This window comes from Nitrosomonas marina (assembly GCF_900111605.1).
Taxonomy (GTDB): Bacteria; Pseudomonadota; Gammaproteobacteria; order Burkholderiales; family Nitrosomonadaceae; genus Nitrosomonas; species Nitrosomonas marina_A.
On sequence record NZ_FOIA01000008.1, the window covers coordinates 19274 to 43932 of the forward strand.

The following is a 24659-nucleotide window of genomic DNA, read 5'->3' on the forward strand; positions in this document are numbered from 1 at the left end:
TTATTTATATGTTGATTATGCAGTTATGTTTGAAAAAAAGCAGCTATGGTTTGTGCATTTTGAGCTTCATTGTATGGGCCGGAGTTATCTGTCAGGCTTATGCGGGTACATCCGCTGCTGTTGTGTCGGCACATCGTCTGGCGACTTCTGCTGGTTACGAAATTCTGGACCAAGGCGGTAATGCATTTGACGCCGCTGTTGCTGTGAGTGCTACGCTGGCTGTTGTTGAGCCATATGCCTCAGGTCTGGGAGGAGGAGGATTCTGGTTACTGCATGAAGCAGATGTGGATCGAGATATTATGATCGACGGGCGTGAAATTGCACCCGAAGAAGCTTCTGAAACCATGTATCTGGATGGTAACAATCAGCCTGTTCCGGGTAAATCTTTGAATGGCCCATTAGCAGCCGGAATCCCCGGTACTCCTGCGGCACTGGCTTATATATCACGGCGATACGGCCGGTTGGACTTGGCACAAAGTCTGGCTCCGGCGATTCGTCTGGCGCGGGAAGGCTTCAGAGTTGATCATAGATTTGCTCAAGCACTTGAATTTCATAAGAAAAAGCTTGCGAAATACACAGATACCGCGAAGATATTTTTGCCTGACGGAAAACCGCCTGAACCCGGCCAGCTTTTTCGCCAGTCTCAGCTTGCTGCAACATTAAGTGCGATTGCGCAGTCGGGGAGTAAGGGCTTTTATGAAGGTCCGGTAGCACATGAATTGATTCGTTCTGTTAGAAACTCGGGAGGCGTGTGGCACGCGCGGGATCTGGCCCGTTATCGTGTCATTGAACGAAAACCCATGCAGTTCAGGTATGAAAATGCGCTTATCACTTCTGCGTCATTGCCGTCAGCAGGAGGTTTGACCCTTGTTCAGGCATTAAACATCCTTGAATCGTTGAATTTTGAAGAAAGCAATGTATCCGAGCGTGTGCATCTGGTCGTTGAAGCATTGCGGGTCAGTTATAAAAATCGTGCCGAATTACTTGGGGATAGTGATTTTGTGCAGGTTCCGATCGAACGGCTAACCAGTAAAGCTTATGCACGGCAACAAGCGGCCTTGATAAACCCAGAACGAGCCGGGATAAGTGTGCCATCACAACCGGTCAATAATGAAGGCAAAGAAACCACACACTTTTCAATCCTTGATAAAGATGGAAACCGTGTTGCTGCTACGATGAGTATCAATACTTTTTTTGGTTCCGGATTTGTTGCAGGGAACACCGGAATTTTACTAAATAATGAGATGGACGACTTCGCAATGGGCACGGGTATTCCCAATGTCTTCGGCTTGTACGGTTCGCAGGCAAATGCCATTGCGCCGGGTAAACGTCCCTTATCGAGTATGTCACCCACTTTTGTGGAAACTGATGAAAACATTTTGATTTTCGGAACACCTGGTGGATCGCGCATCATTAGTATGGTGTTGCTGGTGATTCTTGATTTTGTGAATAATAATCAGACAGATCCTCAAAAATTGGTAGCTAAACCGCGTTTTCATCATCAATATCTGCCCGATTTTATTCAGATTGAACCCGAAGCATATGGCTCCAATTGGATACAAGCATTGCAATACAAAGGGCATGAAGTGCGTGCAATGCCGCGAAAATGGGGCAATATGCAAATGATACTTGTCGATAAACAAAACCGACAGTCGCTGGTCGCGAGTGATCCGAGAGGAGTAGTAGATATACATTATTGATTCATAATACAGAAAGTAATAGTGTAGCAACAAGGCACTGCGGTAATCCTGTATATGACCGAATTTGAAAGCATTGATCTAATGATCAGGCTGGCATGGTAAAATAAAATTGACCAATGGCTGTTATTTACGTTATTTTCAACGATTACAAACTAAACGCATATTCTTGGCTTACAATTATTCTTATTCTTGTCACACAGCATTATGGCAAAAACAACAAAAGTATCCGCTTCCTCGCAGCCAGAAAGCTTTGAAGCAGCGTCGGCAGAACTCGAGAATATTGTTGCAGCAATGGAAGCAGGGCAGATGTCTTTGGAAGCTTCATTGACCGCATACAAACGTGGCGCCGAATTGCTGCAATATTGTCAGAAGCAACTGCAGGATGCTCAACAGCAAGTACGTATTCTTGAGGCTGATCTGTTAAAAAACTATACAATGCCCGAAGTCCATGACCGCTGATTTCCAGAGCTGGGCGAGTCATTGTCAGGCATCTATTGAAAATTTTTTGGATTCACGTTTGCCTTCAGTAGATTGCGTGCCAGTACGTTTGCACCAAGCGATGCGGTATGCAGTACTTGGTGGTGGAAAACGAGTGCGCCCGCTGTTGGCATTTGCTGCTGGTGAGTTGGGACAGGCCGATGTCGCAAGTGTAACGGTAGTAGCAGCGGCTGTTGAGTTAATTCATGCATATTCACTTGTTCATGACGATATGCCATGCATGGATAATGATGTGCTCAGACGCGGCAAACCAACTTGCCATGTCGAGTTCGATGAGGCAACCGCGTTATTGACAGGGGACAGCTTGCAGACGCTCGCGTTTGAATTGGTTGCGGAAAAACAGCTGACTGAGGATGCAAAGACACAGCTAAGCATGATCAGACAGCTTGCAAATGCTTCCGGCTCCAGGGGTATGGCGGGTGGTCAGGCATTTGATCTGGATAACGTGGGGAAAACACTGGCATTGCCAGAGCTGGAGTTCATGCATATTCACAAAACCGGTGCATTGATACGAGCTGCTGTGATGCTGGGCGCACATTGCAGCAACCGGTTAAATGACGAACAACTGAATCAACTGGATCATTTTGCTAAATGTGTCGGCCTTGCATTTCAAGTCGTCGATGATCTGCTTGATGCAGAGGCCACCACTGCAACACTTGGAAAAACTGCTGGTAAAGACGCCGAAAATAATAAACCGACTTATGTCAGTATCATGGGTGTTCGTGAAGCACGAGAGAGAGCGGAAAAGCTGCAACAGGACGCCGACCGGATATTACGAGAGTTTGGGGACGCTGCTCTAAGGCTTCGCCAGGTCACCGATTTTATTATAAAACGTGAATTCTAATTGTTTTCATATCATAAAGTTAATAAATTTTCAGAATTTGAATGTACTCACTGCTAGATCGTATCAATTCTCCAGCTCAATTACGCGAACTTGAACTTAAAGATTTATTTGAGTATGCCAAGGAATTGCGTAGTTTTCTAATAAACTCAGTTTCTAAAACCGGCGGTCACTTGTCATCCAATCTGGGTACCGTTGAGTTAACAGTAGCACTGCATTATGTGTTTAATACACCGCATGATCAGCTGGTCTGGGATGTGGGCCATCAAACCTATGCGCATAAAATACTCACGGGTAGACGAGAAGCAATGGGTAGGCTGCGCATGCAGGGTGGTATTTCGGGATTTCCAAGGCGTGATGAAAGTGAATATGATGCATTTGGAACCGCGCATTCAAGCACATCTATCAGTGCGGCTCTCGGTATGGCCGTCGCAACCCAGTTGGAAAAAAGTGACCGACGTGCAGTTGCAATTATCGGTGATGGCGCGATGAGTGCGGGTATGGCATTTGAAGCACTGAATAATGCGGGAGTTATGGATGCCAATCTGCTGGTTATACTGAATGATAATGATATGTCCATTTCGAAGCCGGTTGGTGCGCTGAATAATTATTTTGCAAAGTTGATGTCAGGTCGATTCTATGCAACTGCACGCCGGGCGGGTGAAAAAATGCTTGGTGTAGTGCCGCCTATGCTGGAGCTGGCCAAGCGCGCAGAAGAACATATGAAAGGGATGGTGACGCCCGAAGGCACGCTTTTTGAAGAGTTTGGATTTAATTATATCGGTCCTATAGATGGTCACGACCTCAAAGTGCTGATTACAACGCTGAGGAACATCAAATATCTTGAAGGGCCACAATTCTTACATGTGGTTACCCGGAAAGGCGCGGGGTATAAGGTTGCTGAGGAAGATCCGATTCTGTATCATGGGGTTAGCAAGTTCAATCCGGAAGAGGGTATTGTTGCCAAGCCATCTAGCAAACCAACCTACACCCATATTTTTGGTGAATGGTTATGTGATATGGCAGCCAGTGATACGCGTCTGATAGGCATTACACCGGCGATGCGGGAAGGGTCTGGGCTGGTTAGGTTTTCTCAGGAATTTCCCGATCAGTATTTTGATGTTGGTATTGCAGAGCAGCATGCGGTGACATTTGCAGCAGGTGCAGCTTGTAACGGATTGAAGCCAGTTGTGGCGATTTATTCAACGTTCCTACAGCGGGCTTATGATCAGTTGATACATGATGTGGCTATACAAAATCTGCCGGTTCTTTTTGCGATAGACCGGGCGGGACTGGTCGGCGCTGATGGCCCAACACATGCAGGAAGCTTTGACTTGTCGTATTTGCGCTGTATTCCCAATATGACTGTCATGACGCCATCGGATGAGAATGAGTGCAGGCAAATGCTATATACTGCTTTCAAACTTGATACGCCGTCTGCAGTCAGGTATCCACGTGGAACGGGACCAGGCATCGAAGCTCAAAAAAATATGGTTGAGTTACCTATTGGTCGTGGTGTGGTTCGTCGAAAAGGTGAAAAAATTGCTTTTCTCGCCTTTGGCAGCATGCTTGCACCATCCCTGTCAGCCGCTGAAGAATTGAATGCTACAGTCGCCGATATGCGCTTTGTAAAGCCGTTAGATAATGAATTGATTGCAACTTTGGCAGATGATCATGATCTACTAGTCACAGTTGAAGAAAACACTATCATGGGAGGCGCCGGGAGTGCGGTAGTCGAATCGTTGAGTAGACAGAAAATATATGTGAGAACATTGCAATTGGGACTTCCTGACGTTTTTCTTGAACAGGGGGATCATGCTAATATGTTGGCGGACTGTGGATTGGATAAGAGCGGCATTGTCCAGTCCGTGCGGGAATATCTGTCCTGATTGGTTGTGAGTCGCACAAGCCGGATCATTTAAATGGTTTTAAGTCTGTTTGTATTTAGTATCAACATAATTAACAATCTCTAAAATAGGATGGGATAGACATGAATAAAGAAATAGATTTGCCCATCGCTGATGTACAGAGTACACACGATACACGACGTATAGCAATTGACCGAGTCGGCATCAAAGCAATTCGTCATCCGGTTGTGGTTGCGGATAAAGATGATGGTGTACAGCATACTGTTGCCATGTTTAACATGTATGTAAATTTGCCGCATAAGTTTAAGGGCACGCATATGTCCCGGTTCGTTGAAATTCTCAATAGCCATGAACGGGAAATATCAGTGGAGTCGTTTAAAACCATCTTGCAGGAGATGGTAGAAAAGCTGGAAAGTGATTCCGGCCATATTGAAATGACGTTTCCTTATTTTGTCGACAAAGCAGCACCCGTCTCCGGCGTCAGAAGTCTGCTGGATTATGAAGTTACATTTATAGGCGAGATCAAGAACAAAGCATATGCTTTTACGATCAAAGTGGTTGTGCCGATAACCAGTTTGTGTCCTTGTTCAAAGAAAATATCCGACTATGGTGCACACAACCAGCGCTCGCATGTAACAATTTCCGCGCGCACCAACAGTTTCGTATGGATTGAAGATCTGATTAAAATTGCTGAAGATAATGCATCATGTGAGCTTTACGGATTGCTTAAACGTCCAGACGAAAAATATGTAACAGAAAAAGCCTATGATAATCCCAAGTTTGTTGAGGATATCGTCAGAGATATAGCCGATACCCTGAATAAGGATGAGCGAATCGATGCGTACATAGTTGAATCAGAAAATTTTGAATCAATACATAATCATTCGGCTTATGCATTGATCGAACATGATAAAAAAACAGCAGTTCGTATCTGATCACTCAGGTTTTTTCAGGTGTATCTTCAAACTGGTTCTTGGAAAAGTCTCTTAGTCTGAGTCCCAGTAACCATAGGGCCACAAAATAGCTGCATGCACCTGTTAGGATAATTATTGCAAGACGACCTGCACGCGTGATCGCAGTATCAGCAAGCCACGACGCATCCGTTCCAGAAGTGAACCACAGTGCGACGCTCATGACTAGCAGGGCGGTAGCTACCCTGACCAGAAAAATGGCCCACCCGGGTTGTGGCTGATAAATCTTTTGAATGCGCAGGTTGTAATACAATAAACCGGCATTAAGGCAAGCACCAAGCCCAATCGCCAGCGCGAGTCCAGCATGTTTGAGTGGAATAATAAAAGCAAGATTCATTAATTGGGTTGCAATCAAGGTGATGACTGCAATTTTAACCGGAGTTTTGATATTTTGTCGTGCGTAAAATCCGGGTGCCAGTACTTTGACCAGAATAAGACCAATCAAACCCAAACTGTAAGCCACAAGAGCATCCCGGGTCATGAAAACATCATTATCGGTAAAAGCGCCATAGTGAAACAGTGTTGTGATCAGCGGTGTCGATAACAACGCTAGTGCTAGTGCAGCTGGTAATGTCAGCAATACTGTCAGGCGCAATCCCCAGTCTAATAATTTGGAATATGCTTCTGTGCTGTTACTGCTGTAATGTTTTGCAAGCGATGGCAATAATATCGTCCCGAGTGCAACACCCAAGAGGCCGGCCGGGAATTCCATCAGTCGATCAGCATAGTAAAGCCATGAAACGCTGCCAGTTATGAGTAATGACGCAAATATCGTATTAATCAGCATACTGATTTGCCCAACTGATACCCCAAATACAGCTGGCCCCATTAATTTCAGAATACGCCAGGTTCCAGTATCATTTGTTTTAAGCCGAATTCGTGGCATTAGCTTTAGACGCGTCAAATATGGAATCTGGAAACACAACTGTAACGCTCCACCTATGAATACAGCCCATGCCAGTGCCAGCACGGGAGGGTCGAAGTAAGGGGTTAGCCAAAGTGCGCTTACAATAAAAGAAAGATTCAATAATGCCGGTGTCAGTGCTGGCACATAAAATTTTCCATAGGTATTAAGAATGCCACCTGCAAGCGAAACCAGAGAAATAAACAGAATATATGGAAATGTAATTCGCAGTAACTCAACGGTTAAATTGAATTTTTCGGTATTGGCGGCAAAGCCGGGTGCGCTGGCATAGATGATCATAGGTGCGCCCATCACGCCAATCAGCGTAACAATGAAAAGTGCCAGAGCCAGCAGTGTTGCAACATGATCAATCAGCAAGCGAGTCTCTTCGCTTGTACGTTTGTTTTTATATTCCGCCAATATTGGAACGAATGCCTGAGAAAAGGCGCCTTCAGCAAATAAACGCCTTAGAAGATTTGGAATGCGAAATGCTACAAAAAATGCATCTGCAGCCATTCCTGCTCCAAAAATACGCGCAATAATAACATCACGTATAAAGCCAAGAATCCTGGAGATAAGGGTCATACTGCTGACAGCAGCCAGAGCACGCAATAAATTCAAGGTAAGTAATTAACTACTGTAAAAGTTGTACCAAAATTTGCTCTGATTTTAAGCGATCTCATTATTCAATCGATAAAACTAATACAACGATGAACTTGATACAGCTTCATAATTAAAATTTACTATTTTTGTTAAAAATTTCATGCTATTTTTACCTTACAGCAGGTATTGCTGCTGGAAACAGGAAAGCTGAATGAATCTTAGTTTCGAATCAGTTTGCTCGGCACAGTTATCAGTATTTATTAACACTGAAGATAGTTGATGCAGAATCAACCAGGTGCAGGTACGGGATTGTTGATTTTACGGCGACAACTGATAGGTCCTTTATTGTGTGTTGCTGATATGTCATGACTCATCATGAAGAATTTTGTGAATATGGCTGGGTACGAATCAGAAGAAACTTTGCATGCCGTAATAACTTGCATAAACATTTAATCAGTTCCAGCGAGCTAGTCTTCTAATCCGGTACGGGCGCTTCTTAGCTTAAACACCGGTTGAAATCGATTGTCAGTGTGAATTGTAGTTGGCAAACAGATATATAACAAGTGTCTGAATTCGCTAAGGGAAATTGCATTTGTTGCGATTTCCCTTCAGATGATACCGTCAGCTCAGATAGCAGCCAATTTTCCTAATAATGTTAGCTTCAGGCCATGTCCATTCCAGAAGGTATTCTGCGCCAAGCCTGGGTTCTTTAATTTCTGTTTCTATCCGGGTTTCGCCAGTGACTACAGGTGGTAACAACGCTTCTTTATTGCCATTGTATAAACAGTATGCTTGGGCAGAAGAAATGGGGCGCCCTTTGGGCAGTTCAACGATAAGTTTGAGATGATCGGTTTCATCCCCCACGACATGGGAGAGTGAGCAGTTAGTCTGACTGTATGCACCCGTACATGTGTACGACAACGTTGTATCCAGCCCATTTGTTGATTTCGGATTTACAGGTAATGCCATGCTGACCTGGTAATTGTTATTTGTATCTTTTGTTTGTTCGATGGGTGACTGGTTATTAATGCGGAATCCGCTGATTGTCCCTGTCGGACTAATATTCTTAAACCAGAAGACAGTATTGTCGACATGGCAGGGCGTGGTTTTTTGTTTTTGCACCAACTCAGCTTTGTTACCGCACGTGTCTTTAACCGTCAGGATCTTTTCCAGTCCTGAAATACTGAAGGCACCTTTGTTTTGCTGCAATTGTTCGTAAATTAATAAAGCAGCACTGATTATAAACAATAAACCTATTATCATGAAATCACTCATCAGGATTACTGTGATTCCAAATAGTATAATCAGGATATTGGCATAAAAAATTAGCTGGTTGCGTTTGTCAAACATTCATTGCTCCTCAAATCTGGCATCAAATTATTGCGTTGGTTATTATATTCATAACATGGGTATTTTTTCTGTAATAGCATGTAATATTATGTATTACTCCGCTATTTACTGATTAGATTCACTGCGTGTATTTGCGAAAAGCGTGTTATTTCTCTCTTTTGCGTTTGGCAAAATACAGACATTTTCAGCAGTGTCTTTGCAGGGCTGAGTGTATCAGAGAGCAGCTTGCAAAAAAAGCAAGAATGTGTAATGTTGTTATTTTAAAAAAAAGATACTATACGTATAGTGGTTATTTATATAGTCAGTGTTCTTCAGGACTTTACATGCATTAGTTGGCACATGTAATAAAATAACCGTAACCGGGTGAACATCAATCAATAATTGATTACACGGTGTTGTAATTACTTCTTGGTGAATGATTCAGCCATTTTTCAAATGCTATATGGAGAAAATAATGTCCAAGAAATCATTAAAACCTGTTTCCCTGGCTGTTGGTACGGCTTTTGTTGCTACCCTGGCCGCAGGTAATGTCTCATCTGAGGTTTCTTCTGCTGATAACCCATTCGTCATGAACGAATTATCCGGCGGCTATATGCAGCTTGCCTATGGCGGCGGCGGAGATAAATCAGAGAAAAAAGACAAATATGGCGAAGGCAATTGTGGCGGCAAGAAAGCCAAAGAAGAGGGGAAATGTGGCGAAGGCAAATGCGGCGATGATATGAAAAAAAATATGGAAGGTAATTGCGGCGGCAAGAAAGCCGAAGAAGAAGGTAAGTGCGGCGAAGGCAAGTGTGGTAGTAGTAAATAGCCTGTGCCCAGGTATTTTTTTTCATGAGCACACTAGAGTATCCTGTTCATGGTGCGGGACTTGGTCTGCGGCGTACGATGATGCGTTCGCTGACAGACCAAGCTGCATGTCCGGTTGATTTCTGGGAAATTGCTCCAGAAAACTGGATAGGTGTTGGCGGTTACTATGGTAAGAAGCTGCACACGCTTACAGAACAATATCCGTTTATATGTCATGGTTTATCGCTGTCGCTAGGTGGTCCTTCGCCGCTTGATGAAGCATTCTTGTGGCGGCTCAAAGGCTTTTTGAAAGAACATCAAATACGTTGCTACAGTGAACACCTGAGTTATTGCAGTGATGACGGCCATCTTTACGATTTGATGCCAATTCCATTCACAACAGAGGCGGTCCATTACGTTGCAAAACGAATAAAACGGGTTCAAGATTTTCTGGAACAGCGTATAGCAATAGAAAATGTATCGTATTATGCGGCACCGGGACAGCAAATGGCGGAGATAGATTTTCTGAATGCAGTTCTTGAAGAAGCTGACTGTGACCTTCTGCTCGATATCAACAATATCTATGTCAACAGTGTCAACCACTGTTACAAAGCAGAGGAATTTTTAAGGCAGATATCTGCCGAACGAACTCGTTATATCCATATAGCAGGCCATTACAATGAAGCAGAGGACCTGATTGTAGACACGCATGGGGCTGATGTTATTGAGCCGGTCTGGTCGTTACTTGAAAAAGCGTATCAACAATTTGGAGTCATACCAACGTTGCTGGAAAGGGATTTTAATATCCCCGCTTTGCATGAGCTGGTTTGCGAAGTGGACCATATTCGAGCGCTACAGTCCCGCTGGCAACATCGTGCCGAAATCGATTATAACCGGCATGCCTGAACGATCTGTGTTCATGCAGCAGCAATTTGATTTTGCTGCATATATTCGGGATCCCGGTGGTCATACACGTCCACATGATATAGAGGAACGGCGCATGAAAATTTATTGCGACCTGTTCTATAACAATGTCGAAGCATTTATGGCCAATACGTATCCGGTTTTGCGAAGTATTCTGCGAGATGAACACTGGCACGCTATAATCCGCGACTATTTCGCAAACCATAAGTCTCATACACCCCTTTTCCCTGAAATGCCGCGTGAGTTCCTGAAATATTTACAGAACGAGCGCAGTTTTAACGCGGAAGATCCACCCTTTATGCTGGAGCTCGCGCATTATGAGTGGGTCGAGCTTGCGTTATCGACACTTGAGGAGAAAACAGATCCGAAACAATTCGACGCGCAAGGCAATGTACTGTCCGGAATTCCGGTAGTTTCTCCCCTCGTATGGTTACTGAGTTATCAGTTTCCGGTACATAAAATCAGTCCAGAATTTCAACCCCAGACCCCAGATGAACTGGCAACAAACCTGATTGTATACCGTGACATAGACGATGAAATTCATTTCATTGAGGCCAATCCGGTTACGGCACGCTTGCTCAAACTGATGATTGACAATGAATGCGACAACGGCCAGGCAGTTCTGGCACGAATTGCTGCAGATCTGCAACATCCAAAACCTGACCTTGTTGTCCAGCATGGCCAAGAAATCATGCTGGATTTTTTGAATCGGGGCATTTTATTAGGTGTGCGTCACTGATACGCTTCAACCACACGGTCTGTGAATGTATTCGTTGTAAGGCGCACTGAATTTAATGTGACAATTTTGTCATGACTATTTCTGTGGATTTTTATTAGATATATGGGATCCGGCGGTTTCGAGTCCGCAGCCGCAATGCCAGCATAACTGGAAATTAGAGGGATTTTCTTCACCGCATGTGGAACATTGGATGGTTGTTTCGGATTGCGGAATCGACTCATAATGTTGAATAATTTTACGACCCCGTTCATAATCCGCGTCTCGTACCACCCAAACCTCTGGATAAGCATGTGTAAACGGTATATCACCTGTACCGCCTTGCGCATGTTGGTTAAACAATTGAGCTGGGATAAGAGCATGCTCTAGCATATCCAGTACAATTTGAGCTTCCATAATGCTATTTGCTGAGTAAATTTTTTTCATGTTGTCTTTTTTTCTGATAATTGCCAGGTATGCAGCAGGTAATAATCATCAACAGGCTGATTCATGGAAATCTTATTATAGCTTGGTTGGTTTTCAACAAACCGGAGATTATTTTAAATGTTGTTCGAATGTGTAGTAAGCGGTTGTATGCTATTCGTAATGTTATTTTTTCTTTATTGATCGATACAAAGCATGTGGTTTAAAAATTTACTGATTTACCGTATAACAGATGGAAAAATTGATCCCCAGCAACTGAATGAGGCATTAGGGAAGTCAGTTCTGCAAGATTGCCTGCAAATGGAAATGCAAAGCCGGGGATGGATGCACCCAAAAGATGGAACAGATCAGTTTGTCCATACCTGTAATCAGCATTTGCTGATAGCGTTGGGCATCGAAAAAAAATTGTTGCCAAGTGCAGTTATCAATCAATATGCTGAAGAGCGAATAGCAGTGATGGAACAGCATCAGGGCCATAAAGCGGGCAAGCGTCAGATAAAAGACATTAAAGAGGCCGTATTGATCGAGTTGATGCCCCGTGCATTTATTCAGCGTCAAATAACATATGCCTGGATTGATTTGAACGAGGAACTGCTGGTGATTGACGTTGCCAATCTGAAAAGAGCTGAAGAACTTGTTGATCTGTTATTAAAAACAGTGACAGGTATTCGATTGACACCACTTGCAACAAATATTTCCCCTTCAACACTGATGACCCGCTGGCTGTCGGGAGATGAGCCGCCAGCAGTTTTTACAATTGATCGCGAATGTGAGCTACAGGGCGTGGACAGTGAAAAATCAAAAATTCGATATACGCATCATGTGTTGGATATGGACGAGACAATCAGACATATCACGGCGGGTAAACGGGTAATTCGTTTAGCCTTGAGCTGGAGAGACAGGATTTCTTTTGTACTTCACGACAATTTTCAGATCAGGCGTATCGAACCGCTTGATATTATTACAGAGTCATCGGAGGCGACAGACTCGGATGATCTTTTTGACAGTGATTTTGCACTGATGACAGGTGAGTTAAGCCGGTTCTTGCCTGACCTTATACATGCACTGGGCGGCGAGAACCGGGCAGGTTAACAGTGATAAAGCACAAAAGACCTGTTTTTTATGAACAGTCTGTCCGCCAACCTGCCTTGCCGGTTATTCTGGAAAGCTGGCTGTAGAGTTATAGCTTAGACGACCAATATTAACGAATGCTAATGCTTGTGTTTCGAATGATCCTTGATACCTGACAGAACACCGGTAGCAATTTTATGAATAAAGCCGGCTGTTGTTTGCGTAAGCTGCGCTCCGGCTTCTATTTGCGCATGTCCGACTGAGGCGGCCTGTTGGGCAAAGGTGGCGAGAGTTTCTTTCAACTGTTCGCCGACAATAGTACCGTTGTTTTTGGCATGTTTGGTGATGTCTTGCAGTATATCTGAGATTGTTCCTTTGGCCGCTGAAGCTGTGTTTTGTAACGTGTCCAAAAACAGGCTTTCCAGGCTTTCCAGATCGGAACGCGTATGGACCAGTTCCTTTTCGGAAAATTTTTGTGCACGGTCAGCTGCTTCGAGCACTGCTAGTTTGGATGCTTCTGCCAATCTTGCAAGCGCCGAATCCAACCCGGAAATAGCGGCAGTAATCTGAGATTTTGCGGTTTGAGTCTGATTATTCGCCGCAAGGAATTTTTGCTGAGCGCCTTCATGAATGCCATTAGTCACTGCAGTGACTATACGTCGGATAGAGTCGATATCCAGCCGGTCAGCTTTCATAGCCTTCAGTGTTAAGCGATGTACAGTCTCCTGGACATTGACACCCTCTACAAGCGCGTCATGAATATCCCGTTCCAATTTGCTCAAATCATCGTCAATATCTGTCGTGTTGTTTTGATGCATTTCGCCGTTATCTGTTTGCATAGTCACTTTCCTGTCAACATAAAATTAATTAAAGTTTCAATTATTTTCATTGTCCTCCCGCAGTACACAATTGGTCAAGACCATTCATATAGGGACGCAGCATTTCAGGAATAGTAACGCTACCATCAGCGTTCTGATAGTTCTCTAAAATAGCGACCAGCGTTCTGCCGACGGCCAGGCCAGAGCCGTTCAGGGTATGTAAGAGCGATGTTTTTCCATTTTCGTTGCGAAAGCGCGCTTGCATGCGTCTGGCCTGGAATGATTCACAATTGCTGCAGGAAGAGATTTCCCGGTAGGTTTTTTGTGCGGGCAGCCACACTTCAATATCATAAGTTTTTGCTGCTGAGAAACCCATGTCGGCTGTACACAGCGCAACAACTCGATATGGCAATTCCAGTTTCTGCAGAATGGTTTCAGCATGCCCAACAAGTTCCTCTATCGCAGCGTAGGATGATTCGGGATGAACAATATGTACCAGCTCAACTTTGTCAAACTGGTGTTGGCGAATTAAACCGCGAGTGTCTCTGCCATAACTGCCGGCTTCCGAACGAAAGCAAGGCGTATGTGCGACGAATTTTAGTGGTAAAGACTGCAACGGTACGATCTCGTCGCGCACGATGTTGGTCAGTGAAACTTCGGCAGTGGGTATCAGATACAGTCCGGGTGAATGCTCATTTTCAACGGCGTTTCCACCGGCCTTGACTGCGAATAAATCCTCCTCGAATTTTGGCAGCTGGCCAGTGCCATGCAGACTGTCATGATTGACCAGATAAGGAGCATAGGTTTCGATATAACCGTGTTCCTGTATATGCGTATCCAGCATAAATTGCGCCAAAGCGCGATGTAATCGAGCAAGATTTCCTTTCATTATGCTAAAACGTGCGCCGCTCAGTTTCGTGGCCGTCTCAAAATCAAGCAATTTCAGCCCTTCTCCAATGCTGACATGGTCCCTTATCTCAAAGTCAAACGATGGAATGGCACCCCAGCGGCGAATTTCCTGATTGTCGGTCTCTCCATCACCTTTCGGAACGCTGTCATGTGGCAGGTTGGGTACATCGAACAAAATCTTTTGCAATTCGGTTTGAATCTGTTCCAATTGGGTAACGGATTGTTTCAAGGCATCCCCTAGATTTGAAACTTGGGCAAGAATTGCAGTGGTGTCCTCGCCTTTACTCTTGGCCAGACCGACCTGTTTTGATATTGTATTACGTTTGGCCTGTAATTCTTGAGTATGAGTCTGAATTTTTTTTCGTTCAGCCTCCAGTTGATTAAATCGATCAACCGGAAAGGAGAAATTTCTACTGCTTAGTTTTTCGATAACGTAATTGAGATTAGTGCGTAATAATTGGATATCTAGCATGGAAACTCCGGGTGACAGGTAATTGAGCGATTATGTTTTTGTCTGAAATTTATGCGTAGTCTGCTGTTATATCGGAAATCGCCTAACTTTTTTTTCCAAAAGACTTGCGTTCTTTGGCCTTTTGATCCAGATTGTGCAAATAATTCAGTTTTTCCTGTATCTTGTTTTCCAGCCCGTTGCCTGTTGGTTGATAAAATTGTATATCTGGCATTTCTTCAGGAAAGTAACTTTCACCGGCTACGTAAGCTTCAGGATAGTCATGCACGTACCGGTATTTATCTCCGTACCCCATTTCCTTCATCAACTGCGTGGGGGCATTACGTAAATGCATTGGCACCGGTCTGGATTTGTCTTTAGCAACATAGGCCCGTGCTTTTTTATAGGCTAGGTATGCTGCATTACTTTTGGGTGCACAGGATAAATATAGTACGGCCTGTGCCAGCGCCAGTTCACCTTCAGGACTGCCAAGTCGTTCATAGGTTTCGCAAGCATTGATAGTCACTTGTATGCTGCGAGGGTCTGCCATGCCAATGTCTTCGGTGGCCATGCGTATTAGACGCCGTCCGATATACAAAGGATCGGCACCGCCATCCAGCATGCGGCATAACCAGTAAATCGCTGCGTCCGGTGATGATCCGCGTACCGATTTATGCAGCGCAGAGATTTGATCGTAAAATGCGTCGCCACTTTTATCAAATCGGCGCGAGCTGCGGGATAGTGCATTTTGTACCGCTGATATATCGATTTCATCGGTTTTACTGTTTTCGCAAGCAATAATCATATGTTCCAGCATATTTAACATACGTCTTGCATCGCCGTCTGCATAAGCGATAATTAACTGACGCGCTTCATTAGTAAACGTTTGCCGAAATGACATTGAATTTAGCGCCCGGTTAAATATTAGCGACATGTCGTCATCGGTCAGGGCTGATAATGTATAAACCTGCGCGCGCGATAGCAGCGCATTGTTCACTTCAAATGATGGGTTTTCCGTAGTTGCGCCGATAAATGTAAACAGCCCCTGTTCGACATGTGGCAGAAAGGCATCCTGCTGGGATTTATTGAAACGATGTACCTCGTCGACAAAAAGAATTGTATGCCGTCCATTTCGCTGCAAAACAGCCTGTGCCTTTTCAATGGCGTTGCGAATATCCTTGATGCCTGATAATACAGCTGATAGCGCTATAAATTCCGCATTAAATACACGAGACATTAATCGCGCCAGTGTTGTTTTTCCGGTACCTGGCGGGCCCCATAAAATCATTGAATGCGGTTTGCCGGATTCAATTGCGATGCGTAACGGTTTGCCTTCACCAAGTAAATGCTGTTGTCCGATTATATCGTCAATGGCCTGGGGGCGTAGCTGCTCCGCGAGCGGAGCAGCGGGTGAATGTAAATCCAGAAAATTATTCACTGATGACATCGGCATCGTCCGGTGGCGCAAATTCAAAATGATTGTCGGGCAGCACGGGGTTTTTAATCAGTTCTGAAAATGTCAGATAAGTGGTCTGTCCGAAATTGTCTCTTAATGCCATATACTGCAAAACGCCATCTTGAGAAAAGCCCAATTGAATAAATTCGAAAGCGCTGTCCCTGTTTTTAGGAATTGCTTCCATCCATTCAATTTCATCCTGAATACCGAGATCGATTAATTCAAAATTATCTTCAATTGCGCTGTTGCCAGCCAGGAGCGCAGCCGGACTGCTACCAATGGCAATATTGAACTCTCGGACCGTAACCTGGTTTAAATCATGATCGTAAAACCAAACCTTTCTGCCGTCACCGACGATAGATTGTTCGTAAGGTGTCTGATAGATCCAGCGAAATTTGTCAGGCCGTTCAAATTCAAGCGTTCCGCTGGATTTCTGAACGTTACGGGCGTTTTTATCCAGCAATGTTTGTGAGAAATGGGCGCTTACAGTTTGCGTTTCTCGAATAAAGGTTCTCAATTGATCAACTGCAGCGGCGACAACTTCGCCGGGTGACCAGATCAGCAGAACTAGAGAAAAAATCCATTGTGAGTATTTAAGATTGGTTGTTTGATACATAACTTGTTGATAATCCGTGGCTATTCACGCAGTGATTATTGCAATCGTAGTGCGATAAATGATTTAATCGAGGCTACTCATTGCGTGCAGGTACGAGAACCTCGCGGTTGCCGTTACTTTGCATGGCAGATACCAGGCCGGCGCGCTCCATTTCCTCGATCAGGCGAGCTGCCCGATTATAGCCAATTCGCAAGTTTCTTTGTACCAGAGAAATAGAAGCTCGACGAGTCTTGACTACAATCTGAACGGCTTCATCGTAGAGTGGGTCCTGCTCTCCACCAGCCTGCCTTTTTGAATCGTCTGCAACATTTCCCGTATTATCTTCCTCTGTTGTATGCAGAATTTCTTCGACATAACAGGGTTCGCCATGCTCTTTAAGGTAATCGACAACCTTGTGGACTTCATGATCTGCAACATAAGCACCATGGACGCGCTGGGGATAACCGCTGCCTGGTGGCAAATACAGCATATCACCCTGGCCAAGCAGCGTTTCTGCGCCCATTTGGTCGAGAATGGTTCTGGAATCTATTTTGCTTGACACCTGGAAAGCTACTCGGGTTGGAATATTTGCTTTAATCAGACCGGTTATGACGTCGACGGAAGGACGCTGAGTGGCCAACAGCAAATGAATACCTGCTGCTCGTGCTTTCTGCGCCAATCTGGCGATCAGGTGCTCGACTTTTTTTCCTGCAACCATCATTAAATCGGCTAATTCGTCAATTACCACGACTATCAATGGCAGTTCCCCAAGCTGTTCCGGTGCCTCCTCTGAAGCCAGCGGATTCATGATAGGCTCTTCTTTTTTGGCGGCTTCACGTATTTTATGGTTGTAGCCGTTCAGATTGCGCACACCCAGAGACGACATCAATTTATAGCGACGCTCCATTTCCGATACGGACCACCGCAGGGCGTTTGCCGCTTCGCCCATATCCGTCACAACCGGTGTAAGTAAATGGGGTATACCTTCATATACCGACAATTCCAGCATTTTCGGATCGACCAGTATCAGACGAATTTGTTCGGGTGTGCTTTTATAGACCAGGCTTAAAATAATGGCGTTTATAGCTACTGATTTACCCGATCCTGTCGTTCCCGCCACCAGTGCATGCGGCATTTTTGCCAGATCGGAGACAACTGGTCGCCCGCTGATATCTTTTCCAAGTGCGATCGTCAATGGTGAGGCCGTATCCGCATACGGTTGCGAACTGAGAATTTCAATTAGTCGTACAACCTGTCGCTTGGGATTGGGAATTTCCAGTCCCATCGTGGTTTTTCCCGGAATGGTTTCAACAACACGTATGCGAACAACCGACAGCGCACGTGCCAGATCTTTGATCAAGTTAATAATCTGATTACCTTTAACACCTACTGCTGGCTCGATTTCATACCGGGTGATGACGGGACCGGGGTAGGCAGAAACAACTTTGACTATAACACCAAATTCTTTCAATTTATTCTCGATCAACCGCGATGTTGATTCAAGAACATCTTTGGACAACACCTCGACATTCTTGTCAGGCTCATCCAGTAAATGCAGTGGGGGTAAGGTCGATTCCGATAAGCTGGGAAACAAAGATTTCTGCTTTTCTTTTATCGCACGCTCTGATTTTTCTATAGTAGTTGCCGGTAGCTCAATGTGAATTGAACGCGTGTCGAGCGCAGGTTTTTTTTCCGTTGCAGATAGTTTAACGGGTTCATATTCGGCGTTAATCCACTGTGTTTGTTGAGTGCGTCTGCTGTACCATTGTTCCTGAAGCCAGAAAATGCTGTTTTCAATGATTTCGCCAATTTTTTCGACAAAGCGCACCCACGATAGCCCGGTGAATTGGCTAAAACCTATCGCAATAAGTATTAAAAGTGTCATGGTTGCGCCGGTAAATCCAAGTAACTGTGATAGATAATAATTGATAGCTTCCCCAGAGATACCGCCGGACCCATAAGGCAGGTTAATATCCACAGAATGAAAACGCAGTGACTCTAGTCCGCTGCTTGCGACCAGCAATAATAAAAAGCCACTGATTGACAGGAAAATTGAATGGCGGTCAAATATGCCGGCAACATCAATACGACGGTAGCTCCAGGAAACGGCAGCAAGACAGAATGCGACCCACCACCATGCCGATGCGCCAAAAAGGTAGAGTAAAAAATCTGACAGCCAAGCGCCAATATGTCCGCCAGCATTTTTAATATGATCGTTGTCGCCGCTGTGTGTCCATCCCGGGTCTCCGCGATCATAGCTGTAAAAGATTAGAATGAGATAGAGTGCGCCACCTACAAGCACCAGCCAGCCGGACTCGCGCAGCAATCGGGATACGCGCGGCGGAAGAGTGCGGCCGGTTGATTTGCTGGCCATTGATTTATTGATCAAACTCATGGATATTTCAAAGCAATAAAGCTTTATATAATCTGATGAGTCTGGAATTATATAAGAAAATTGTACAAAAACGTTGATTGCCTGGATCAGGCTGTATTCATTGAGGGACTTTTTACCTCCAATGCCATGATTTGCAGAGAATCAACCTGATCTGGGCCGGCACAAAATAGCAGGGATGTGAGATTTGTCCGACCGGTATGTTTCCGGTAATGTCGCTACATGGTTTTTACCATTTTGTTTTGCTTTGGCTAACGCATCTTCGGCGCGATTGTACAATTTCCAGATATGATCCTTATCATTTAACATAGTAATGCCTACGTTAACAGACAAATCATGTTCTGTATCATTCTGGTTTAATTGATAAAATCTTTTGCACAGCGCTTCTGTTGCATCTTTGGCTTTACTGATATCCGTTTCTACATATACGACTGCAAATCGATTCAGATCAATTCGATATAATTGATCGGAACTCCGGATGGATTTTCTGATTTCGTCGGCAAGTGTCTTGATATACTGATTGTCAATGTGAATAGCCGAGTTTTCAGTTGTATTTGTGGTACTACTTGAATCAGATATATCAAAAATCGCCAGCGATAAATTCCGTTTGTATCGCTTGCTTCGTTTTATTTCTGTTTTGGTTTCTTCTTTAAAAGCGCGGCTGTTTTTGCATTGAGTCAGAGGGTCGACATTGGTGTCTATCACGAGCATGTCGAGTTCATAATTGATTCTTTTGATTTTAAGCACCATATAAGCAGTAATGGTTATGATCAGTAATGCCAGCAATCGATTTGTTACAACGACATCCATAGGTGCGACAATATAAGGCGAGAGAAAAACTCCTGTCAGAGTGAGAAAGAAGCCTGTGACAGTTGTAACGTAGGTGCTCCAGTTATCTTTAAGCCATATGCTTGCGAACACGATCAGTGCATAAGGAGTGCCGGCAGCCACACCAAGAGGTGTTAGCAGATCAAATAAAAAAATGCTGATCGAGGATAGGAAAAGAAACAACCAATAGATATGATTGGCATATTGATTTTCAGGCAATTTTAAACGGTTAATTTTAGGAAAAATTAGTGAACGCATATGGCCATCCTCTCATCAGAATGTTGTGACATCAATTACAAACTACTTCTACGTCATAATTTAGACTTTATTAATTGGAATTTCACTTCACACTTCACTTAAACAATAGGTCAATTCTAACATATCAACCTTAATATACCCCGTTTCTTGTTATACTATAATATCCAGAATTAATTACCTCAGTATAAATAAGACAAGTATTTTGGTTGTTTGTTTTTTTAGAAGTGAAAAATGAAGGGGGAATCAGAAAAGTGATGAGTGACTTTCATCAAAGAGTAGTGGCCATTCTGCATTAAATTGCTTATAAACTGCAAAAAATTGCAATGAATTTTTTCGGTCGCAACCAACAAATATGGAGAAGGTCACAATAAAGCTGGAGTGAATACGCGTAATATTCATAACCAGAATGGATAATAACAGCCTTGTTGCTTTTGAGTTGAGGATATTTTGCTCTGGTATCTATTCTCTTGAATATGGCTAGAAATCATGCAGTGTATACGCGAAAAATTGTTTGGAATTCAGCTTAAGACATTGATAAGGCGGGTGCCTGCCAGTCTGTCATGGAGATACTGGTGATCCCGGTCAACGAGAGCCCAGAACATTCCAGCACCAAATAACAATACACCGATTACCGCGAGCAAGTACCGGGTAATCGCTGTTCGTTTATCCAAGCTGGCACCATTCACAGTTACAACGCGTATTTTCCAGGTTTGCATCGCCAAAGTCTGTCCACCATGCGTCCAAAACCAAATGAAATAATAGCCCATGATTATCAGTAAATAGAATTGATATAACGGAATAAAGTAATTGGCATTTGCATCACGAAAAATAAGGTGAAAAATAAAACTGGCAATAAAAATAACTGCCAGCAAAATTAGAAACTCATAAAACAGGCTAATTAACCGCCGCCAGAAACCAGGGTAAGAAAATTTCATAATTTGGTGGTTTTGCTTGAGTTGTATTGAACATTTTAACAGGTGATTATAACGCAGCCAGGCATTAGCTCATCAAGATTGTATTAAGGTTAATCATTTCCAGGCATGTATCAGTTGCCTGGAAATGATGGCTTATCTGAATAATGCTTTTTTTAATTATAGTCAGTATGGAAACAAGTAAAAAGTTAATAAATAAACAGCAGAATAACATGCCCAAGAAAGGAAGACCGCTGGGATATGATCCGGAAGAAATGCTTGAGACATCAATGCTGCTTTTCTGGAAGAATGGTTTCGATGCTACTTCCCTGGACGATATTCTGAATGCTGCAAAGATTTCCAAGAGCAGTTTTTATCACATGTTCGGTAGTAAACAGCAATTGTTTGAGCGTTGTCTTTGCAGATATTGTGATTCACAGTTGGCTCAAATTGAGAAAAAATTGCAGCAATCAACTACGGGCCGCGATTTTATTGAATCGTATTTGCATGATTTGGTCGCTGCTGCCAGTCATAATGAAGATCGATATAAAGGTTGTTTCGTTGTCAATACTATTTATGAGTTTGTGGATCGTGATGTCAGTATCTCAAAGCTGATATCGAATATGATTGAGCAATTTAATCAGTTGCTACAAGTCGCCATAAAGAAAGGACAAACAGAAGGTGTGATTACTACAGATAAAACGCCATCAGCGCTGGCCTGCTTTTTAATGAGCAGCATAGCAGGTATCAGGACAATGATTTATGCCAAGGCGGAAACCGATCAGCTCGAAGATATTGTAGATGTCACATTGGCAGCTCTCGACTGAATATATTCTGTACGCTATCAACTGTGTAAGGTAAATTAGTGTGTGCTGACTTAGGCCATTAGCAGCAACTTCAATAATGAATTGAATTGAATTGAGGAGACTGGACAGCTTTTTATTTGGGATACCCATTCGAGTGCACTACAAGCATTACAGATTCTGTGTAGATTAAAATAACTGATCTTTCAGGTTTTGTGGCACATACTCGGGCTCATAGAATTGTTCCGTGGATATGGGCGGTAATTGTTCCCGAAAGAAATATTCTGTAATGCCATTTGAAAGAACCCTCAACCCGGTTTCCGGGTTGATTTTATCAACTACGATTCCATTCGGCGGAGAGTACTTGGCTTCGGGTTCATTTTTGAGAGCGGTCTCCATGTACTGTATCCACATTGGCAGTGCAGTCCGTCCTCCCGTCTCATTTTTTCCCAGAGACTGGGGTTCATCATAGCCAATCCATGTAACAGCTGCGAGGTTTTTCTGAAAGCCGCAAAACCACGCATCAACAAAATTACTGGTCGTGCCAGTTTTTCCGGCCAGATCTGTTCGTTTAAGCTGTTTTGCTCTGGCAGCAGTGCCATAATTGATTACATCCTGCATCATGCTGGTCATAATAAATGCGTTACGAGGGTCAATCACACGTTCTGTCTCTTTTGGTGCTGTGTTTCTCGTCTGTTCAAGTATATTGCCGTGATTATCCTCTATGCGGCTGATGAAATACGGTTTAATCCGGAATCCTCCATTTGCAAATACAGCATATCCGGCAGCGATTTGTAATGGTGTTACTGAACCCGAACCTAGAGCCATGGGTAAATAGGGGGGATGTTTGTCCGCTTCAAAGCCAAATCGGGTGATGTAATCCTGAGCATATTGAAGATCAATCGCCTGCAAAATGCGGATGGATGCCAGGTTCTTGGATTTGGCCAATGCCTCGCGCATGCGAATTGGTCCGCTATACTTGCCGTCAAAATTTCTTGGTTCCCATAACTTGCTGCCTGTCTGTGCTGCGCTGAAGGAAAGTGGGGCGTCATTGATAATAGTGGCTGCCGTGAATCCTTTTTCTAGCGAAGCAGAGTAAATAAATGGTTTAAAGCTTGAGCCAGGTTGTCGCCAGGCTTGTGTGACATGATTGAACTGGTTCAGATGGAAATCAAATCCGCCAATAAGCGCCCGGATTGCTCCATTGTTTGGATCAATGGATACAAGTGCAGCTTCGACTTTGGGCAATTGCACAACATGCCAGTTTTGTTTGCGGTCTTGCTGGATATGGATTATCGCACCCTGGCTGATATGTTTTTTGTCAGCGGATTTCTGGGCATTCAGGTGCTTTTCAACAAAGCTCAATCCTTCCGACTTTATGGCAATGATTTCTCCACCTTTTTTGTATACCTGAATTTCATTTTTTTTAACGGTTAATACGACGGCTGGAACAATGTCATCACTTTCATCAATATCGTCAAATGCCTCTTCCAGCACTTTTTCCTGATCAGTACCATGCTTTGAAAGGTCAACATGCCCGACTGGACCGCGGTAACCTCTGCGTCTGTCATATTCGAGTACGTTTGAACGCAGCGCCTGGTATGCTGCTTGCTGGTCGGAAAGACGGATGGTTGTATAGACTTTGATGCCCCTGCTATAGGCTTCTTCCTTCAGTCGATCATAAATGATCTGCCTGACCATTTCTGCAACATAGTCGGCAGGCATAGCAAATTCCCTGGTCTGCTTGACGATTGGAACAGGTTGATTTTCAAGTTGTTTGAATTCCTGATCAGAAATGTGATTGAGTTTATGAAGACGGGACAGGACATAACGCTGCCTGGCTTTTGCACGTTTAGGATTGACTACAGGATTAAAACTGGAAGGTGCTTTTGGCAAACCGGCCAGCATTGCTGCTTCAGCCAGATTAATTTCCTGTAACGTTTTGCCAAAATAGGTTTGCGCAGCTGCAGCAAAACCGTAACTGCGCTGTCCAAGGTATATCTGATTGATGTACAGTTCCAGTATTTTATCTTTGCTTAAACTGTGCTCAATTTTAAATGCGAGCAGCGCTTCACTGAATTTTCGTGTCAGTGTTTTTTCTCTGGTCAGAAAAAAGTTTCGCGCTACCTGCATGGTTATCGTACTGGCACCCTGGCGCACGCCTCCTGCAGTAAAGTTAGAATAGGCTGCTCGCAACACACCTAAATAATCAACCCCGCTGTGCTCATAAAAGCGGTCATCCTCTGCTGCGAGGATGGCCTGTTTTAGATGGGCTGGCACTGCATCAATCCTGACGAGATCGCGGCGTTCGGTTCCAAACTCACCAATCAATAAACCTTCTTCACTATAAATCCGTAAAGGTATCTTGGGTTGATAGTCCGTTAATGTATTTAACGATGGCAGCGATGAAAAAGTCACAAGTGCTGCAAAAATAAGCAGCAAAACACTGATCAGGCCCAGTGCGAAAAAAGTAATGAATGAGTAATAAAGCCAACGAGTAATCATGAAAATGAATCGAAGCACGTGAACAAAGTCAAGTTAAAACAGTTTTGGAGGGTATATCTCC

Annotated in this window: 21 protein-coding genes; 10 read left to right on the top strand and 11 right to left on the bottom strand. The window is 43.9% G+C overall.

All coding sequences use genetic code 11. The annotated features are described in order from the left end of the window. Positions 1-29: 29 nt before the first annotated feature. The 5 genes from ggt to folE2 all read left to right on the top strand — a co-directional run bounded on the left by ggt (position 30) and on the right by folE2 (position 5842). Positions 30-1700 carry a gamma-glutamyltransferase gene (ggt, locus tag BMY62_RS05010; RefSeq protein WP_218142937.1) on the top strand — a complete coding sequence of 557 codons (1671 nt, stop codon included), beginning with the start codon at positions 30-32 and terminating at the stop codon, positions 1698-1700. A gap of 204 nt (positions 1701-1904) precedes the next feature. Further along, positions 1905-2159, top strand: coding sequence for an exodeoxyribonuclease VII small subunit (locus BMY62_RS05015; protein WP_090657291.1), 255 nt, complete (start codon positions 1905-1907; stop codon positions 2157-2159). Continuing rightward, positions 2149-3042, top strand: coding sequence for a polyprenyl synthetase family protein (locus tag BMY62_RS05020; protein WP_090657293.1), 894 nt, complete (start codon positions 2149-2151; stop codon positions 3040-3042). The genes BMY62_RS05015 and BMY62_RS05020 overlap by 11 nt, the downstream gene beginning before the upstream one ends. Positions 3043-3083: 41 nt before the next feature. Next, positions 3084-4928 (top strand): 1-deoxy-D-xylulose-5-phosphate synthase, encoded by a 1845-nt coding sequence (gene dxs / locus BMY62_RS05025; RefSeq protein ID WP_090657295.1) that lies wholly within the window; start codon positions 3084-3086, stop codon positions 4926-4928. 101 nt (positions 4929-5029) lie between these two features. Beyond that, positions 5030-5842: a GTP cyclohydrolase FolE2 gene (folE2, locus tag BMY62_RS05030; protein WP_090657297.1), complete on the top strand. Its 813-nt coding sequence runs from the start codon at positions 5030-5032 to the stop codon at positions 5840-5842. Between the two features lie 4 nt (positions 5843-5846). On the opposite strand, the gene murJ is transcribed toward folE2, so the two are convergent. Together murJ and BMY62_RS05040 are read right to left on the bottom strand one after the other, a co-directional pair. Beyond that, positions 5847-7403, bottom strand: a complete 1557-nt coding sequence (murJ, locus tag BMY62_RS05035; protein WP_090657299.1) for a murein biosynthesis integral membrane protein MurJ — start codon at positions 7401-7403, stop codon at positions 5847-5849. Positions 7404-8006: 603 nt separating this feature from the next. Continuing rightward, entirely contained in the window at positions 8007-8735 is a 729-nt protein-coding gene (locus tag BMY62_RS05040; RefSeq protein ID WP_090657301.1) for a hypothetical protein, read from the bottom strand. Between the two features lie 454 nt (positions 8736-9189). Between BMY62_RS05040 and BMY62_RS05045 the strand changes: the two genes are divergently transcribed. The 3 genes from BMY62_RS05045 to BMY62_RS05055 are packed head-to-tail and all read left to right on the top strand — an operon-like array spanning position 9190 to position 11184. After that, complete coding sequence (locus tag BMY62_RS05045; RefSeq protein WP_177170296.1) at positions 9190-9543, top strand: HvfA family oxazolone/thioamide-modified RiPP metallophore; 354 nt, start codon at positions 9190-9192, stop codon at positions 9541-9543. A 23-nt stretch (positions 9544-9566) separates the two neighbouring features. Then, positions 9567-10427 carry an HvfB family MNIO-type RiPP peptide maturase gene (locus BMY62_RS05050; RefSeq protein ID WP_090657303.1) on the top strand — a complete coding sequence of 287 codons (861 nt, stop codon included), beginning with the start codon at positions 9567-9569 and terminating at the stop codon, positions 10425-10427. Continuing rightward, positions 10396-11184 carry an HvfC family RiPP maturation protein gene (locus tag BMY62_RS05055; protein ID WP_256207431.1) on the top strand — a complete coding sequence of 263 codons (789 nt, stop codon included), beginning with the start codon at positions 10396-10398 and terminating at the stop codon, positions 11182-11184. The genes BMY62_RS05050 and BMY62_RS05055 overlap by 32 nt, the downstream gene beginning before the upstream one ends. Before the next feature lie 75 nt (positions 11185-11259). Here the strand turns inward: BMY62_RS05055 and BMY62_RS05060 are convergent, their stop codons facing one another. Then, positions 11260-11607, bottom strand: coding sequence for a putative signal transducing protein (locus tag BMY62_RS05060; RefSeq protein WP_090657307.1), 348 nt, complete (start codon positions 11605-11607; stop codon positions 11260-11262). A gap of 192 nt (positions 11608-11799) precedes the next feature. Between BMY62_RS05060 and BMY62_RS05065 the strand changes: the two genes are divergently transcribed. After that, positions 11800-12696, top strand: a complete 897-nt coding sequence (locus BMY62_RS05065; protein ID WP_090657308.1) for a recombination-associated protein RdgC — start codon at positions 11800-11802, stop codon at positions 12694-12696. A 119-nt stretch (positions 12697-12815) separates the two neighbouring features. On the opposite strand, the gene BMY62_RS05070 is transcribed toward BMY62_RS05065, so the two are convergent. The 7 genes from BMY62_RS05070 to BMY62_RS05100 all read right to left on the bottom strand — a co-directional run bounded on the left by BMY62_RS05070 (position 12816) and on the right by BMY62_RS05100 (position 21314). Further along, complete coding sequence (locus BMY62_RS05070) at positions 12816-13514, bottom strand: DUF6781 family protein (RefSeq protein WP_090657310.1); 699 nt, start codon at positions 13512-13514, stop codon at positions 12816-12818. A gap of 46 nt (positions 13515-13560) precedes the next feature. After that, positions 13561-14874 (bottom strand): serine--tRNA ligase, encoded by a 1314-nt coding sequence (serS, locus tag BMY62_RS05075; RefSeq protein ID WP_090657312.1) that lies wholly within the window; start codon positions 14872-14874, stop codon positions 13561-13563. A gap of 82 nt (positions 14875-14956) precedes the next feature. After that, positions 14957-16303 (bottom strand): replication-associated recombination protein A, encoded by a 1347-nt coding sequence (locus tag BMY62_RS05080; RefSeq protein ID WP_090657314.1) that lies wholly within the window; start codon positions 16301-16303, stop codon positions 14957-14959. Next, entirely contained in the window at positions 16281-16922 is a 642-nt protein-coding gene (gene lolA, locus BMY62_RS05085; protein ID WP_090657316.1) for an outer membrane lipoprotein periplasmic chaperone LolA, read from the bottom strand. The genes BMY62_RS05080 and lolA overlap by 23 nt, the downstream gene beginning before the upstream one ends. Positions 16923-16995: 73 nt before the next feature. Continuing rightward, the gene (locus BMY62_RS05090; protein ID WP_090657319.1) at positions 16996-19296 is read right to left on the bottom strand and encodes a DNA translocase FtsK; all 2301 of its coding nucleotides are present in this window, start codon (positions 19294-19296) and stop codon (positions 16996-16998) included. A 141-nt stretch (positions 19297-19437) separates the two neighbouring features. Then, a complete protein-coding gene (locus BMY62_RS05095) occupies positions 19438-20379 on the bottom strand; it encodes a GGDEF domain-containing protein (RefSeq protein WP_090657321.1) in 942 nt (313 codons plus the stop codon). A gap of 518 nt (positions 20380-20897) precedes the next feature. After that, positions 20898-21314, bottom strand: coding sequence for an RDD family protein (locus tag BMY62_RS05100; protein WP_090657323.1), 417 nt, complete (start codon positions 21312-21314; stop codon positions 20898-20900). Positions 21315-21523: 209 nt separating this feature from the next. Here BMY62_RS05100 and BMY62_RS05105 point away from each other — a divergent pair, with 209 nt between their 5' ends. After that, a complete protein-coding gene (locus BMY62_RS05105; protein WP_177170298.1) occupies positions 21524-22117 on the top strand; it encodes a TetR/AcrR family transcriptional regulator in 594 nt (197 codons plus the stop codon). Positions 22118-22282: 165 nt separating this feature from the next. Here BMY62_RS05105 and BMY62_RS05110 read toward each other — a convergent pair whose 3' ends face one another. Continuing rightward, positions 22283-24598, bottom strand: a complete 2316-nt coding sequence (locus BMY62_RS05110; RefSeq protein WP_090657326.1) for a penicillin-binding protein 1A — start codon at positions 24596-24598, stop codon at positions 22283-22285. Positions 24599-24659 lie beyond the last annotated feature (61 nt).